The organism is Beijerinckia mobilis (assembly GCF_000745425.1).
GTDB lineage: Bacteria > Pseudomonadota > Alphaproteobacteria > Rhizobiales > Beijerinckiaceae > Beijerinckia > Beijerinckia mobilis.
Map to the genome: position 1 here is coordinate 35,931 of NZ_JQJH01000011.1, position 16,219 is coordinate 52,149.

The following is a 16,219-nucleotide window of genomic DNA, read 5'->3' on the forward strand; positions in this document are numbered from 1 at the left end:
ATCGACTGTCAGCGATTCGAGCTTTTCACCGCAGAACGCCGTCGTTTCCACGGTCTTAAATTTACAGCCTTCGCTCTATTCGTGCACAAGCGCGCGTTCAGCGGCTATAGCCCATTATGGAGGGAAATCGGCGAAATTTGGCGCACCCGAGAGGATTCGAACCTCTGGCCTCTGCCTTCGGAGGGCAGCGCTCTATCCAGCTGAGCTACGGGTGCCTTGCAGGGACTTTAGACCAAATCCGCTACTGACGCCAAGAGGCTTCCTCCATAAAGGTGTCTTTTCTTTGCTTCTAAAAGCGTTCCGCACTGGCCGGGGAATGGTTTTTGCTGTTTTCTATAAGCCTCTGCGGCATGGATCCGCTGCGGAGCCACCATTTGTGTGAAACTCGGCATTCCGATTCGCAATGCGAATCACCCAAGCTCCACACCGCCCTTGCAAGAGGCCACCGCCCGATGAACGCTTCCTCGACGGATGCCCGCCTTCACGCGCCCGCCGCCGCGCGCAATCGCGACGCGATTCTCACGGTACTGAAAGCTCATTTACCGCCTGAAGGGATACTTCTCGAAATTGCCAGCGGTTCGGGTGAACACAGCATCCATTTCGCGCAAGGACTGCCCGGCTACACCATTCAACCAACCGATCGGGATGAACGGGCGCGTGCCAGCATCAGCGCCTGGATCGCCGCTTCCGGCGTCACCAATGTGCGCCCGCCACTCGCGCTCGATGCGACGATCCGACCCTGGACGATTGAGGGCGTGACCGCCATCCTCTGCATCAATATGATCCATATTTCGCCCTGGGCGGCGACAGAGGGCCTGTTTGCGGAAGCGTCCCGCCTTCTGGCACCCGGCCAGTTTCTGTTCACTTATGGACCCTATAAACGCGATGGCGCGCATACGAGCGATAGCAATGCACGGTTTGATGCCGATCTGCGCCGCGAAAACCCGCTCTGGGGCGTTCGCGATCTCGAAGCCGTCATCGCTCTGGCGGCAGCCAATGGATTTTCCACGCCCGAGATCACGCAGATGCCCGCCAACAATCTCACCTTGACGTTCCAGAAACGGTAAAAGTCAGGATTCTTTGGCCATCGGGATCACGAGGTGGAGTTTGAATCCCTTCGGATCGTAATCGGCCGTGACTTCGGCATGAATTTGCTGGGAAAGCACACGCTGCAGCAGCATCGAGCCGAATCCTTGCGAGAGCGGCAGGCTGACACGGGGACCATCGCTCTCCTCCCAATCACAACAAAGCGCATTACCACCGTTCTTCTCGACCAGGGACCAGATCACCTTCAGGCGGCCGTTGGCATCGGCGAGCGCGCCATGTTTGGCCGCATTGGTCGCCAGCTCATGGATCGCCATGCCGAGCGGCACACCAATCTGTGAGGGCAGATCGACCGTCGGGCCGATGAGCGTAATCCGCCCGTCGCGATCGAGCCCATAGGGGGCGAGTTCCTGCACCAGGAGCTGGCGGAATTCGACCGATTGCTGGAGTTCCTCCGTCATCGCCGCATGGGTCTTGGCGAGCGAGGCGATGCGTCCGGCGAAGGCTGATTGGAAATCCTCGATGGAAGGCGAGTTCTTGGCCGTCGAGGTCATCACTCCCTGCACCACGGCAAGAGTGTTGCGGACACGATGGTGCAATTCGCGAATCAACAAAGCCTGATGCTCTTCCGCCAGCACCTGATCTGTCACATCATTGCCGACGACGAAAATACCGTTCACCTCTCCATTCTGCCCCATGATCGGTTGCAGGACGAAATCGAGATAATGGTCGCTCAAGGCTGCCTCGGGTTCATCCTGCAAAGCCGCCTTCATGCGGCGTCCGAGGAAAGCCTTGCCGGTTTTATAGACGTGATCGAGTATTCTGAGATAATCTTGGCTACCGATTTCCGGCACGGCTTCCGCGAAAGGCTTGCCGGCAAGATCGCGGCCGCCGGCAAGCTTGAGAAATGCGAGATTGGTCAGCTCGAGCCGGTAATCGGGCCCCCGCAGCACCGCCATGAAACTCGGTGCCTGCATCAGGAGACGGCGTAGATGCAGCGTCTCCTCGAGCAAACTTTCATTGACGATGTCGACGCAATTGTCGAGGCCCGTTTCCTCCTGCGGATCCCCAATGAATTCTCCCTGCCGGCTTCCCGCAGGCTCCATGGGAAATTGTGCGGTCACGGCCTCGGTCATGTCCTGGGCATTTTGCAGGATGAAGGTGATCTCACCCTCCTGGTCCCGAAGCGGACTATGTGTGTAACACCAATAGCGCGGAGTGAGCACATCGTCGACGCGAATAGGCACGGTCAACAGCGAGGTGACATCGCTCACACCCTGATTCAGCACCCGTGCGCAGGATTCCGCGATCAGCGTGCGTGTCGCTTCATCCAAGGGAAATACGGCATCGAATGCCTGCCCGACGACATCAATACCAATCCGGGCCGCACGACGATAGGCGGCATTCAGCGCGGCAATCGTCTGATCCCTTGCAAGGACCAGCAACGGCACCGGCAAATTTTCAAAAAGCGCATGAAAATCGAGGACCTTATCCGTGCCGGTCACGCACTCACTCCGATGCTGGCCAAAATGGCCGTCCAGGCTGCTTCCCGGTCGCCCCCGCCTGATGGATCACGGGGTGTCCGGATCGGGAAACCGTCAGATGCGGGCGAAAGCCGGCCGGATCTCGCGCGCCCCTTTTTTAGCTCTTTATACGCAGGCAAAACCGTGCCAATCGCGGCCACGCCAATCAAGGCAGAACGGGATCATCAAGCTCGTCCCGTTCGCGATACGCGCCGCTCCGCCGCACCAGCCTTGCCGGGCTGGTATTTATTGGTCCAACCTCATGGATTTCCATGCGCAATCTCATGTTTGCAATCGTCTGTCCATAGCCGCGTTTCAGGCAGCGCTCCCGGCCACGATGTAGGCTTAGTTAAATCGTCCAGAGGCTGCGAGTGTTCCATGCAGGACAGGAAATCCAGCTTCCCTCCATGCATTAGCCAGCGTGGACAGCCGAGCATAAACTGTTTAGAAAAAGCTCGATGAAACGGGATACGGCACGGGAACCGGGACGTGGGGACTTCGCGCTTCTCGGGACAGGCCACTTTCCGCCGTTTCGTCCAAGATCATGCTCCTGCCAAAAACTGACCGGGAGAATGCTCCGCGGCGGCCGATAGGCTTTTGCGGCAAACTTTATAGAACCATCGCCCGATCCATCAGTATCGCTGAGCGATGCCCTCTATCGTTCTGGTACGCATCAATTTTTCTAAGATAGGTCTCGACCTTCTGGTTTGATGCCACAGGACACAGGGGGGAAGGCAGCAGTTGGTTCTCCGCTTTCTCCCTTTCCCTGAAAAACCCGGCCGAAGAGCGTCACCATCTGCGGCTTCGTTTTAGAAGTTTCCTTTGCCAGAGGTTTCTCCTTGCATCTTCTGCGTCTCGCCTCATTCCATCTCGCGACATCGTGCCTCGTGCTTTCGGCGGCGCCACTCGCCCTGGCGCAAATGCCGCAGGCCGGCCCGCCAGCGGTAGGCGTTTCCCGCGTCGAAAAGAAACCCCTGACCCAGAGCAATGAATTCCTCGGGCGCGTTCAGGGCATCGATCGGGTCGACATCGTCGCCCGCGTCACCGCCTTCCTTGAGGAAGTCGCCTTCCAGGACGGCACGGAGGTCAAGACCGGCGATGTACTCTACCGGCTGGAGAGCGGGCCTTTCGCCGCCGTTCTCTCCTCCCGGAAAGCCGTCGCCGACCAGTTCCGTGCCCAGCTCGTCAATGCCAATATCGCCCTTGCCCGCGCTCAGGCGCTCCTGCGCACCCCCGCCGGCACGCAGGCGACGGTCGATTCGGCAACAGCGAACGCCCGCGCCCTCGAGGCGCAAGTAGCCGGCGCCGAAGCCGATGTGAAAAGCGCACAGATCAATCTCGACTACACGACGATCAAATCGCCGATCGACGGCAAGATCGGCCGCACCAGCGTCCGCATCGGCAATGTCGTCAGTCCGTCGAGCGGGACGCTCGTCACCATCGTGCGCCAGGATCCGATGTATGTGCTCTTCCCAGTTTCGGTCCGCACGATGCTGGAATTGCGCAACCGGGCGCTCAAGCTCGCCGAGAAGGACCCTGAACACAAGGCCAATCAGCTCGTCGTGCGCCTGCGTCTGCCGGATGGCCGCATCTACAATCAGACGACGAATGTCAATTTCGTCGACAACAGCATTCAGACCTCGACAGACACCATCCTTTTACGCGCGACGATTCCAAACCCGATCATCCCGGCCAGCGAGGCGCTTCACGTCCCCTTGCGCGAATTGACCGATGGCGAATTCGTCAACGTCATTCTCGAAGGCGCCGAGCCGATCATGGTGCTCGCCATTCCCCGCGCCGCGGTGCTCACCGATCAGGAAAGCGATTTCGTCTATATCGTCGACAAAGAAGGCAAGGCGCAGCGCCGCAACATCAAACTCGGACAATCGACGCCGACGGTCGCCTCGGTGTTGACTGGCCTCAAGGAAGGCGAACTCGTCATCGCCGAAGGATTGCAGAGCGTGCGGCCGGGGCAGCCCGTCTCCGCCTCCCCGCTGACGCCGGGACCGACGATCGATCAGGCGACAAAGGCGCCAGAAGCCGTGCAGCCATCAGCACCGACTGTTTCGCCACCGCCGCCACCGGGCAAACAATGATTGTCTGAATTGTCGATATATCGCGCCCCGCATCCGGCGGGCCGCTCCCAATCTGCAGCGCCGGTACGATCGTCGGCTTTCTCCTGATGAAATGACGCGCCATGTTTTCATCGATTTTCATCGACAGGCCCCGCCTCGCCATCGTCATCGCCATCGTGATCACGATCGCCGGCGCCATCTCGATTACCCGGATTCCGATTTCGCAATTTCCCGATATCGTGCCGCCACAGGTCCAGGTCACAGCGACCTATCCCGGCGCTTCGGCAGCGGTAGTCGAGGCTTCCGTCGCGCAGCCGCTCGAAGCCCAGGTCGTCGGCGTCGACAAGATGCTCTACATGAAATCGGCGAGTGGTGACGATGGCAGCTATACGCTGACGGTGACCTTCGCGCTCGGCACCAATCCCGATATCGACACGGTCAATGTCAACAACCGCGTGCAGACGGCGACACCGCTCCTGCCAGAGGCGGTGCGGCAACAGGGCCTGACGGTGCAGAAACGCTCTTCGGCGGTGCTGCAATTCATGATGCTCTACAGCGATAATGGCGCGCAGGATCCGCTGTTCATCACCAATTATGCGACGATCAACGTGCTCGATGAAATCGCGCGCACGCCGGGCGTCGGACAGGCGAGCCTGTTCGGCAATCTCAAATATTCGATGCGCATCTGGTTCGACACGAGCCGTCTCGTCAGCCTCAACCTCGCGCCCTCCGATGTCATCGCGGCAATCAAGACGCAGAATATCCAGGCGCCGATCGGCCGTATCGGCGCGCGGCCGATCGCCGATGACCAGCAGTTCCAGTTCAACTTGCAGACGCAGGGGCGGCTGGTGACGCCCGACGAATTCGGCGCCATCATCATCCGCGCCAATCCCGACGGTTCGGTCCTGCGCGTGCGCGATGTCGCACGGGTCGAGATGGGCGCCCAGAACGAGGACGCCGAAGGCCGCTTCTCCGGCAAGCCGGCGGTCGGCATCGGCATCTATCTCTCGCCCGGCGCCAATGCGGTGCAGACCGCCGCCGCGGTCGGCAAGGTGCTGGAGCGCGTCGGCAAGCGTTTCCCCGAAGGGCTTAAATCCACCGTCGTCTATGATGCGACGACCTTCGTCACCGATACGGTACGGGAAGTGCTGCGTACGCTCGTCGAAGCTTTCGTCCTGGTCGTCATCGTCGTGTTTCTGTTCCTCGGTAGCGTCCGGGCGACGATCATTCCGACGATCGCCATTCCGGTCAGTCTCATCGGCACTTTCGCCATTCTGCTGGCACTCGGCTTTTCCGCCAATACGGTGTCGCTGCTGGCGCTCGTCCTCGCCATCGGCATCGTCGTCGACGACGCAATCGTCGTCGTCGAGAATGTCGAACGCGTCATGGAGGAGGAACCCGATCTTACGCCGTCGCAGGCCACCAAGAAAGCGATGGCACAGATCACCGCGCCGATCATCGCCATCACTCTGGTGCTGCTGTCGGTCTTCGTGCCGATTGCCTTCATTCCCGGTACCTCAGGCGAATTGTTCCGCCAGTTCGCGGTGACCATCAGCGCCTCCATGCTGATTTCCGCCCTCAATGCGCTTACGCTCTCGCCGGCACTCTGCGCTGTGGTGTTGCGCCATGGCGGTCCGCGGCGCGGCTTCATGTCCTATGTTCTGCGCGGCATCGATGCCGTGCGCGGCGGCTATGCCCGCATCGTCGTCAGGCTGCTGCGCTTCTCCTTCGTCTCCGTGCTCCTCGTCATCCTGTTCGGCGCGGGCGTCTATGGCCTCTCCTTCAAAACGCCGACAGGCTTTCTGCCGGAGGAGGATCAAGGCGCCTTCTTCATCTCCATCCAATTGCCGGACGGTGCTTCCGTCGCCCGCACCAATGAAGTGGTGAAACGCGTCGAGCGCATGCTGCTCGCCATGCCGCAGGTCAAGGCGACCTTCGCCATCACCGGCTATTCGCTGCTCGACGGCGCCAATGAGGCCAACAGCGGCTTCATGGTCGCCAATCTCAAGCCCTTCGAGGATCGCCAGGGAGCGATGGATTCGGCGCAGGCGCTCATCGCCAAGGTCTTCATGCAGGCGGCGGCGGAAATCCGCACCGCCCGCGTCATCGCCTTCAACCTGCCACCGATCATCGGCCTTTCGACCAGCGGCGGCTTCGAATTCATGCTCGAAGGTCTGGAAGGTCAGGATCCGCCCCAGCTTTCGAGCGTCATGCAGGGCCTGATCATCGCCGCCAACCAGCGGCCCGAACTCACCCGCGTCTTTTCGACCTTCACAGCCTCCAATCCATCGATCTATCTCGATATTGACCGCGACAAGGCGCAAGCGCTCGGCATCGGCATTTCCGATCTCTTCAACGCGCTCAATGCCACGCTCGGTGGCTATTACATCAACGATTTCAATCTTTACGGGCGCACCTGGCAGGTCAACATCCAGGGCGAGGCAGCGGACCGGCGCGATATTTCCAATATCTGGCAGATCTATATCCGCAACCAGAACGGCCAGATGGTGCCGATGGCCTCACTCGCCACCGTGCGCATGGTCCAGGGACCACAGATCATCACCCGCTACAACAATTACCGAGCGATTCTGATCAATGGCTCCCCAGCCGCCGGCGTTTCTTCGGGCACCGCGCTTGAAACCATGAGCACGCTTGCGAACCGTACACTGCCGGCCGGGTTCTCCTATGAATGGACAGGCACAGCGTATCAGGAATCGCAGGTCTCCGGCCAGACAGGCTTCATCCTGGCTTTCGCCGTTCTGTTCGCCTATCTCTTCCTCGTCGGTCTTTACGAAAGCTGGGTCATTCCGGTGCCGGTCCTGCTCTCCGTCTCCGTCGCGGTGCTCGGCGCCTTCCTTGGTGTTCTGGTGATGGGCCTTTCGCTCGATCTCTATGGCCAGATCGGCCTCGTGGTGCTGATCGCCCTTGCCGCCAAGAACGGCATTCTGATCGTCGAATTCGCCAAGGAACAGCGGGAACGCGGAGCGACGATTCTGGAAGCCGCGGCACTTGGCGCGGAAATGCGGTTCCGCGCCGTGATGATGACATCGCTGGCCTTTCTGCTCGGCCTCCTGCCGCTCATCCGGGCGACCGGTGCGGCGCAATTAAGCCGCCGGGCAGTGGGTACGCCCGTCTTCTTCGGCATGCTGGCCGCGAGCACCATCGGAATTTTCCTCATTCCGATGCTTTACGTGGTCTTCCAGCGGATGGTCGAACGGGTGAGCCGCAGAACGCACCGAAGCGATGTGCCGCATGAGCCGGTTTCCTCGCAACCGCCGCATTCACCAGCCTGAACCGGCGATGACAGGCGGAAGGAGAAGGCAGACCCTCCATCGCCTCGGCCTCACCGGCTGGCTGCTTTGCGGTCTCGCGCCAGCGGCACCGTCGCCAGCCTTGGCGCAAACACCCTCCGGCACCGAAGAACGACAAAGCTTCGGTGCCTTTCTGGAAAGGCTCTGGCCAGAGGCGCAGAAAGCGGGCATCCGTCGCGCGACCTTCGATACAGCTTTTCCCGGTCTCGTCTTTGATCCGGCCCCGCCACGCGCCGCAATGGCCCAGCCGGAATTCGACCGGCCCCTGCGGCTCTATCTCGCCCAGGCGGCGGGCAGGGCGCGCCGAACTCATGGCCGCGCCCTGCATGAACATTATTCCAAGGAACTCGACCGGCTCGAACAAGGCTATGGCGTCCCGGGGGAGATTCTCATCGCCGCATGGGGCATGGAGAGCGATTACGGCCGGCTGCGCGGCACGAGCGACCTCTTCCGGTCACTGGCGAGCCTCGCCTATGCCCTGCCCGAGCGTCCGCTCTACGCCCAGGAACTCATCGCGGCACTGAAAATCCTCGAAAGCGGCAAGGTGCGGCGCGCCGACATGCAGGGGTCCTGGGCAGGCGCCATGGGCGATCCGCAATTCCTGCCCTCGGCCTATCTCGCCTATGGCATCGGCTTCGACGGGCAGCCCTATCCCGATCTCTGGCACAAGCCAGCCGACACACTGACTTCGATCGCCAATTTCCTCGCCCGTTCCGGCTGGCAGCGGGATTTGCCCTGGGGTGTCGAAGTCCGCCTGCCGCAGGGACTCGCTATCAATACGCTGCATCGGGATTTCGCCGACTGGAAACGCGATGGCGTGACAGCCACTTCCGGTGATTCGATGCCAGAGCGCGGCGCGGCAACATTGTTTCTGCCTGCCGGGCGACAAGGTCCGGCCTTTCTTCTGTCCGATAATTACTGGATCATCAAAGCCTACAATAATTCAGATGCCTATGCTCTTTCGCTAGCCCTGCTCGCCGACAGCCTGAAACGCCAGCGTGCCGCGAAAGACATCATCGAAGCGCAATGGCCCGAGACTGGACCGGAACTCAGCCGCAAGGAGAAAGCGGCGATCCAGCACCATCTCCAAAGCCTCGGCCTTTATCAGGGCACGATCGACGGGCGCTTCGGCCAGGCCTCGCGCGATGCGATCCACGCCTATCAAAAACGGCTTGATCCCAAAAGCGCCGATGGTTTCGCGACGCAAGCGCTTTACCGGCAGATGGTCGGCGCCAAGGTTGAGCCATAGAGCCCTTTCGGATTTATCCGGAAGCTGCTCCAAGCGCCGCTATTTGAGATCGACCATGCGCAGGCGCAGGGCATTGGCGATGACACTGACCGAGGAAAGCGACATGGCAAGCGCGGCAATCGCCGGCGACAGAAGCAGCCCCAAAGCGGGATAGAGCACACCTGCCGCCACCGGCACGCCAAGCGCATTATAGATGAAGGCGAAGACCAGATTCTCCCGGATGTTGCGCATTACCGCCCGCGACAGATGTCGCGCCCTGACGAGGGCCACGAGATCACCCTTGAGCAAGGTCATGCCGGCGCTCTCGATCGCCGCGTCGGTGCCGGTCCCCATGGCAATGCCGATATCGGCGGCGGCAAGAGCCGGTGCGTCATTGACGCCGTCACCAGCCATGGCGACGACGCGGCCCTGTTTTTTATAGGCTTGCACGACTTCCGCCTTGCGCTCGGGGGCGACGCCCGCCTCGACATCGTCGATGCCGAGCTGGCGCGCGACGGCCAATGCCGTGGTCTTGTTATCACCCGTCACCATGACGACGCGAATGCCTTCCGCCCGCAGCGCCTGCAAGGCAGAGGCTGCCGTCCCTTTGATTTTGTCGGCAATGCCGATCACCCCGGCAAGGTGCCCATCGATCGCGACGAAGACCGCCGTTGCGCCGTCGCGCCGTAACGCCTCAGCCTTGTCCGCAAGCGGCGAAATATCGATCTGCTGATCCGCCAAAAGAGCCGCATTGCCAATGAAGAGCTTTTTGCCGTCAACCAGCGCAATGGCGCCCTTGCCGGCAGGTGCGGAAAAGTCAGAGGCTTCGGGAATCGTCAGCTTGCGCGCCTGCGCGGCTTCAACCACAGCGACCGCAAGCGGATGTTCACTCGCACGTTCCACCGCCGCCGCCATGGCGAGCAATGTATCTTCAGAATGCGCTTCATTTGCCGCGATGACAGCGGTCACCGCCGGATGACCTTCCGTCAACGTGCCGGTCTTGTCGACGATCAAGGTGTCGACTTTCTCCAGCAGTTCCAGCGCTTCGGCATTCTTGATCAATATGCCCGACTGTGCGCCACGCCCAACACCGACCATGATCGACATGGGTGTGGCGAGACCGAGCGCGCAGGGACAGGCGATGATTACGACGGAAACAGCGGCAAGCAGCGCATAAGAGAAACGCGGCTCCGGACCGAAACTCATCCAGGCCGCGAAGGCCAGAACGGCGCAGGCAAGGACCAGGGGTACGAACCAGCCGGCAACACGATCGGCGACACCCTGGATCGGTGCGCGCGTGCGTTGTGCCTCGGCGACCATATGAACGATGCGGGCCAGCAGCGTTTCGCTGCCGACACGTTGCGCCTCGATCACCAGACCGCCGCTCTTGTTGAGCGTTCCACCAATGACCTGCTGTCCGACTTCCCGCGTAACCGGCATCGATTCCCCGGTCACCATCGATTCATCGAGGGCGGACCGGCCTTCGATCACTTTGCCATCGACGGGAACTTTCTCGCCCGGACGCACACGCAGCCGGTCGCCGGGATGGACATCGGCAAGGAGAATTTCCTCTTCCATCCCATCGGCACGGATGCGCCGCGCATGTTTCGGGGAAAGATCGAGCAGGGCACGGATCGCGCCGCCAGTACGCTCACGCGCCCGCAATTCGAGGACCTGACCAAGAAGGACAAGAACAGTAATAACGGCGGCCGCCTCGAAATAGGTCGGCAAAGATCCATGATGCGTGCGCAAGGCCGCCGGAAACAGGCCAGGCGCCAGCGTCGCCACCACGCTGTAAAGCCAGGCTGTGCCGGTGCCGAGCGCGATCAAGGTAAACATATTGAGCTGGCGCGTGATGAGCGAACGCCAGCCGCGCTCGAAAAATGGTGCACCGGCCCACAGGACGACGGGCGTCGCCAGAACCAAACCGATCCAGTTCAGCGTCTGGAAACCGAGCTTTTCTCCTATGGGAAGAACGTGGCCGAGCATTTCAAGCAAAAAGACCGGAATGGTCGGAATCAGCCCCAGCCAGAACCGCCGCGTCATATCCGCAAGTTCGGGATTGGGCGCGCCCCCGGCGTTTACACCGGCCGGCTCCAGAGCCATGCCGCAGATCGGGCAGAAGCCCGGCCCCGATTGTCGCACCTCGGGATGCATCGGACAGGTGTAGATCGTGCCTTCCGGTGCAGCAGTGGCGGTCCGGACATTCGATCCGCTATGCGCGGCACCTTGTGCAGGTGCGAGATAATGGCCGGGATCGGCCTTGAACTTCGTCTGACACCCTGCCGAGCAGAAGAAATAGGTTTTGCCGGCATGCTCCAAATGATGTTTTGCTGTGTTCGGATCGACGCTCATCCCACAGACAGGATCCTGCACGCTCGCTGCAACAAACGATGACATCGGATGATGTTCATGCGCGCATTCATCCGCGTGATTGCGACGCTCATGATCACGGTCCGCCGTCATTCCAAGCCGCCTTCTCCAGCATCCATTGAATTCGAGCCTAGACCTTCCCATCATGGGAGGGTCAACAGGAGTTTTGGCGATGAAGATCAGCGAGGCTTCCCGAAAATCCGGCGTCTCCGTGAAGATGATCCGCTATTACGAGGCTATCGGCATTCTGCAGCCCATCGACCGGTTGGAAAATGGCTATAGACTCTATTCCGACATCGTCGTCGATGATCTGAAATTCATCAGCCGCGCTCGCAACCTCGATTTTTCGCTTGAGACGATCAGCGCGCTGTTGTCACTTTGGCGTGATAAGAACCGGTCGAGCTCGGAGGCGCACACAATCGCCGCGCGCCATCTGCAGATGTTGGAATCGCGGATTGCCGGGCTACAGGAAATGGCGGAATTGCTGCGGTCCCTGATCACCTGCTGCCCGGACGATGACAAGCCAAGCTGTCCCATCCTTGATTGTCTCGCCGGGAAGCCTGCTGGCGGCGACAATCAGGTGATGGCGACAAGAAGCGAATAAAGCTGCAGAGGATAGCAGGCCGCGACCGATGCCAGAAAGCGTGTCCTATGCAGGCACGCTTTGGTTCCAGCGCGCCACTTCCGCCAGTTCCGCCTCCGGACGATCGGTGACGATCTTGCCCTTGCCGCCGAAAACCGTCCCCGACCCACCGTCGATGGAGAGCCAATCCCCTTCCCGGATCGTCAGACCGTTGAGGCTCGCGTGATGGTTCGTGGCATCGAGCGACAGGTTCTGGCAGCCGACAATACAGGGCTTGCCCATCTGCCGCGCCACCAGCGCCGCATGGGCCGTGCGCCCGCCAACCGCCGTCACGATCCCCGCCGACGCCGCGAAGCCGGCCACATCCGCCGTGCTCGTCTCTGGCCGCACGAGGATCACCGGTTCGCCCGAATGGGAAAGACGGACGGCGCTTTCGGAATCGAAAGCCGCGCGGCCGACCGCGACTCCCGAGGACGCGCCAGTGCCCTGCCCCGCGGGATCGCCGACTCCGGCCAGCGTCTGACGCGACAAGCGGCTGTCGGCTGGATCGAAATCGACCTCCCGCAGCCGGCGCAGGGCTTCCTCCGGCTTGATGAGCCCTTCCTCGACCAGCGCGACGGCGATGCGCAGGGCAGCGGCGGGCGTCCGTTTGGCGGAGCGCGTCTGCAGGAACCAGAGCTTGCCGTCTTCAATCGTGAATTCAACGTCCTGCACATCGCAAAAGGCTTTTTCGAGCCGGACGAGCCCCTCGCGCAATTGGCCGGCGACAGCCGGAAGACTGCGGGCGAGCGCCGCTTCCGTAACCGGGGTGCGCCGGCCGGAAACCACATCCTCGCCCTGGGATTCAAACAGAACGTCGATCACCGGTTCCTTCGCGCCCATCGAGGGATCACGCGAGAAGGCGACACCGGCGCCAGAGATCAGGCTCGCATTGCCAAAAACCATCGTCTGGACCGTGACAGCCGTGCCGGCCAGCATGTCCAGTTTCTGCAGCTGACGATAGGTCTTGGCCTTGTCGCTGTTCCACGACCAGAACACCATGCGCGCCGCCGCCTCGACCTGACGCAGAGGCTCCTCCGGCAAAAGACCGCCCTTGTCCTCCACCGCCTCGTGATAGAGGCCAGCCAGACGTTCGAGCGCCTCGCTATCGAGATCGTCGAGTTCCCCCGCGCCTTCTTCCTTCAGGATCTGATCGAGGCGCTTGCGCAGCAGGAGGGGATCAATGCCGAGAACGACATCCGAATAACTGTCGAGGAAACGGCAGCGGCAATCCCAGGCAAAACGCGGATGGCCTGTCTGGCGAATGAGCCCCATCACTGCCGCCGGCGTGCAGCCGACGTCGAGGACCGTTTCCAGCATGCCCGGCATCGAGCGCGCGGCGCCTGAACGCACCGAGACGAGAAGTGGATTGCGCCGGTCGCCGAAAACCCTGCCGGTTTCGGTTTCGAGATAATGAATGCCTTCACGCAAGCCTTCCGCAAGCGCCTGTTCGGCTGCCGGATCGCGCCGCAAAATCGCCGCGCAGAGTGAGACAGGCAGGACGAAGGCCGGCGGCACCGGCAGGCCGAGCGCCGCCATGCGCTCCAGATTGGCCGCCTTCGCGCCAATCTCTTCGGCCGAGTGGGTCTCTTTGATCCGGGACCCGATGCGCACGATCTGCATGAATTATTTCCGTTCTTTCCTCTCGAGGTGGAGACGTCTGGTTCCAAATTCCTCGATCTGGCGAATACCGGGACGATTGATCGTCCTGATTTGAACGTACCGGAGCATTTTCAGAGAGCGTTACGCTTGAACAATGCTCGAACTTTTCAGGTGGAGCGTTTCAGATAGTCCCCAAACGCCCTAGCGCGACAAATCGGCCAGCACATGATCACGCAGCAACAGGCCCGCGCCGGACAGATGATCCGTCGCCCGTTCCAGTGCGCGCCCCAGCTCCAGGACGGCAAGCGAAGCGCGCAGATCATGACCATCACGCAGCACCAAAGCCGTCAGCCGGCGCTCGGCCACATCGGCCAGATGTTCGCTCTCGCCGAGCCGCATACAGGCTTCGAATGTGTCTTCGGAATCGACGCGATGGCCTTGCGGAACATCCATCGCGGCGGCGGTGCCGGCCGCCATGGCCTGCGCACTGGCGACGACAGCCGCGCCGAGTTCGCCGAGAGGAGCGAGAAAATCAGGAGAAAGATCATCCGGCAGCAGCGAAGCCACGAAGGCCGCCTGCTCGATTTCGTCAATCGATTCCTCCACCCGATCGATGAGTCTCTCGATCGAGCGGTCAACGCCCAACCGGGCGATTTCACCACGCGCGGCGACAGCGATCCGGTCGGCCTTCAATTCGATGTGCCTGGCTCTTTCCGCGAGATGGTCGCCATCCACCTTCCAACCCGCGCGCCGCGCCGCGATCAGATGGGCAATGCCATCGGCAATATCGCGCGCGAGGCCCGCCTGGCGAACGACGACACCCAAAAGGGCGCTGTCTATGCTGCGCATACGGCGCATGAGATCGGCTTCGATGCGATCACGCGCAAGGCGGACGGTCGCGCCGGCCAGCAGGGTTTCCGCCGAAACGCGCAAGACATTTTCGAGAAATTCGAGCGCCGCTTCGCGCCCGAGCGCATGATCGAGACGTTCGCCGAAACCGATCCGTGACGGCGTCGCGTTGCGCACGGCAGAGGCGAGCAGATCACCGCCGCCAAGTTCCAGAAAAGCGCGATGCCCGAAACGGTGCCGCGCCGCCCAATCGAGAATCTGGCTGGCGTCGGATTTCGACACCCATGTGCGCAGCAGCTTACGCGCCTTGTTCCAATCGATCAGAAAAACGAGGCTCGCGCCGATCGTTTCCAGAAAGGCACCGCGCCGCGCCGGATCCTTCTCGGCAAAGCGCCCCGTCGTCAGATAGAAGGCCGCCTCGTCGCCGATACCCTGGGCATCCTTGCGCTCAAGGCCGCTCCAGTTCATGGCAAAACCATCGAAAAGGTTCGAAAAGAACCGCGCGCGGTCGAGATGCACATCCGTATAGGTGATGCTGATTTCGGCCGGTTCGACGGTGATGACAACGACATGCGCCTCGGTCTCGCCGATATCATTCTGAATCACCAGCCGGCCTTCTCCGCGCATCGCATTGGTGCCAAGACCCGGATGATCGAATTTGAGCTTGCGCGTCGCATCGACCCCTTTCATGAAGGCAGCGACGTCGATGCGATCCTCTGCCGTAAGGCCAAAGACATTGGCACCGGCGAATGTTTCTTCCGCATGGGTCGCTGCAAGCTGGTTCAAGGCCTTGTGCAGATCCATGACGAGGCGATGCAGGCTGTCCTCGTGCCGCGCAGAAAGAGAGCCGAGTGCGGCTATGCGGGCGAGAGCGAGCGTATCCGCCGCTTCGACCTTGCCAGCCTGTTCGCCTTTGCCATTTTCACCCGCGCTATCGCGGAGCGCGGCAAGCCGCGCGAGCCCCGCCTCGCCAGCATCATGATCCCCGGCAGAGACGGAATGCGCCATAGTGGCGACATCGTTCCAGATGGCCTCGAGAAGCTGGTCGAGCCCGGGAGCCGTCAAGGTCGTCGGCGTCACGAGCCGCGCGTCACGCACCAAAGCTTCCATCGCCACCGCATCAATACCGGCAGCGCTGCAATCGGCGGCCAGGTCGAAAGGCGGAGCATCCGCCGCCTCGGACCTGCGGGCTGCGGCCTGCAGAACGGCAAGCCGCAGCTTGACCTGGTCATTGGCCCGTAAACCCTGCCGGATCAGGGTCGGCAGCAGGATTTCGCTCTGTCCGAGCCGTTCGATGATTTCGGATTTCATCCGCGAGCCCTCATGGACATGAATGGGACTGAAGCGCATGCGCTTCCGCCCTCGTCATCAAACCGGAAAGGGGCAGCCCTTTTCGGGAGAAGTCGGAGGATTATCAAATGCAATAAACGCGAGCGAGACGCGGCGGATCATGCGCGAATCGCCCGCGGACCCTGCGACCGGAACATGACAACCAAATGACATCAGGTTGCCGGTAAGCCCCCGCCGCAGGTGTCAAATCTCAATGAATAATGGCCGTTGGAGCATTTTCGATCGCGCGTTTCGAAAACATC

The 16,219-nt window shown here is 61.3% G+C and carries 9 protein-coding genes and 1 tRNA gene; 5 read left to right on the top strand and 5 right to left on the bottom strand.

Annotation, left to right across the window (positions count from 1 at the left end; genetic code table 11):
* Positions 1-138 precede the first annotated feature (138 nt).
* Positions 139-215, bottom strand: a tRNA-Arg gene (locus DL88_RS10240).
* Positions 216-452: 237 nt separating this feature from the next.
* Between DL88_RS10240 and DL88_RS10245 the strand changes: the two genes are divergently transcribed.
* Entirely contained in the window at positions 453-1,067 is a 615-nt protein-coding gene (locus DL88_RS10245) for a DUF938 domain-containing protein (protein WP_034995729.1), read from the top strand.
* Between the two features lie 3 nt (positions 1,068-1,070).
* On the opposite strand, the gene DL88_RS10250 is transcribed toward DL88_RS10245, so the two are convergent.
* Entirely contained in the window at positions 1,071-2,549 is a 1,479-nt protein-coding gene (locus DL88_RS10250) for a sensor histidine kinase (protein ID WP_034995557.1), read from the bottom strand.
* Positions 2,550-3,406: 857 nt separating this feature from the next.
* On the opposite strand from DL88_RS10250, the gene DL88_RS10260 reads away from it, so the two are divergent.
* The 3 genes from DL88_RS10260 to DL88_RS10270 all read left to right on the top strand — a co-directional run bounded on the left by DL88_RS10260 (position 3,407) and on the right by DL88_RS10270 (position 9,202).
* Positions 3,407-4,663 (top strand): efflux RND transporter periplasmic adaptor subunit, encoded by a 1,257-nt coding sequence (locus DL88_RS10260; protein ID WP_245270753.1) that lies wholly within the window; start codon positions 3,407-3,409, stop codon positions 4,661-4,663.
* A 101-nt stretch (positions 4,664-4,764) separates the two neighbouring features.
* Positions 4,765-7,935 (top strand): efflux RND transporter permease subunit, encoded by a 3,171-nt coding sequence (locus tag DL88_RS10265; RefSeq protein WP_034995562.1) that lies wholly within the window; start codon positions 4,765-4,767, stop codon positions 7,933-7,935.
* Positions 7,895-9,202, top strand: a complete 1,308-nt coding sequence (locus DL88_RS10270; protein WP_245270755.1) for a lytic murein transglycosylase — start codon at positions 7,895-7,897, stop codon at positions 9,200-9,202. Before DL88_RS10265 ends, DL88_RS10270 begins: the two co-directional genes overlap by 41 nt.
* 39 nt (positions 9,203-9,241) lie before the next feature.
* Here the strand turns inward: DL88_RS10270 and DL88_RS10275 are convergent, their stop codons facing one another.
* Positions 9,242-11,647 (bottom strand): heavy metal translocating P-type ATPase, encoded by a 2,406-nt coding sequence (locus DL88_RS10275; protein ID WP_084705109.1) that lies wholly within the window; start codon positions 11,645-11,647, stop codon positions 9,242-9,244.
* Positions 11,648-11,726: 79 nt separating this feature from the next.
* Between DL88_RS10275 and DL88_RS10280 the strand changes: the two genes are divergently transcribed.
* The gene (locus tag DL88_RS10280; protein ID WP_034995567.1) at positions 11,727-12,158 is read left to right on the top strand and encodes a MerR family DNA-binding protein; all 432 of its coding nucleotides are present in this window, start codon (positions 11,727-11,729) and stop codon (positions 12,156-12,158) included.
* Positions 12,159-12,203: 45 nt separating this feature from the next.
* Here the strand turns inward: DL88_RS10280 and DL88_RS10285 are convergent, their stop codons facing one another.
* Positions 12,204-13,799, bottom strand: a complete 1,596-nt coding sequence (locus tag DL88_RS10285) for a PEP/pyruvate-binding domain-containing protein (protein ID WP_034995570.1) — start codon at positions 13,797-13,799, stop codon at positions 12,204-12,206.
* Positions 13,800-13,979: 180 nt separating this feature from the next.
* Positions 13,980-15,938, bottom strand: coding sequence for a hypothetical protein (locus DL88_RS10290; RefSeq protein ID WP_034995734.1), 1,959 nt, complete (start codon positions 15,936-15,938; stop codon positions 13,980-13,982).
* Positions 15,939-16,219: the final 281 nt, after the last annotated feature.

What these genes read in the sequence shown, in the direction of transcription:
- DL88_RS10270 (WP_245270755.1), top strand. Translation starts at nt 7,895, where the DNA reads ATGAGCCGGTTTCCTCGCAACCGCCGCATTCACCAGCCTGAACCGGCG.
- DL88_RS10290 (WP_034995734.1), bottom strand. Translation starts at nt 15,938, where the DNA reads ATGAAATCCGAAATCATCGAACGGCTCGGACAGAGCGAAATCCTGCTG.
- DL88_RS10280 (WP_034995567.1), top strand. Translation starts at nt 11,727, where the DNA reads ATGAAGATCAGCGAGGCTTCCCGAAAATCCGGCGTCTCCGTGAAGATG.
- DL88_RS10275 (WP_084705109.1), bottom strand. Translation starts at nt 11,647, where the DNA reads ATGACGGCGGACCGTGATCATGAGCGTCGCAATCACGCGGATGAATGC.
- DL88_RS10265 (WP_034995562.1), top strand. Translation starts at nt 4,765, where the DNA reads ATGTTTTCATCGATTTTCATCGACAGGCCCCGCCTCGCCATCGTCATC.
- DL88_RS10245 (WP_034995729.1), top strand. Translation starts at nt 453, where the DNA reads ATGAACGCTTCCTCGACGGATGCCCGCCTTCACGCGCCCGCCGCCGCG.
- DL88_RS10285 (WP_034995570.1), bottom strand. Translation starts at nt 13,799, where the DNA reads ATGCAGATCGTGCGCATCGGGTCCCGGATCAAAGAGACCCACTCGGCC.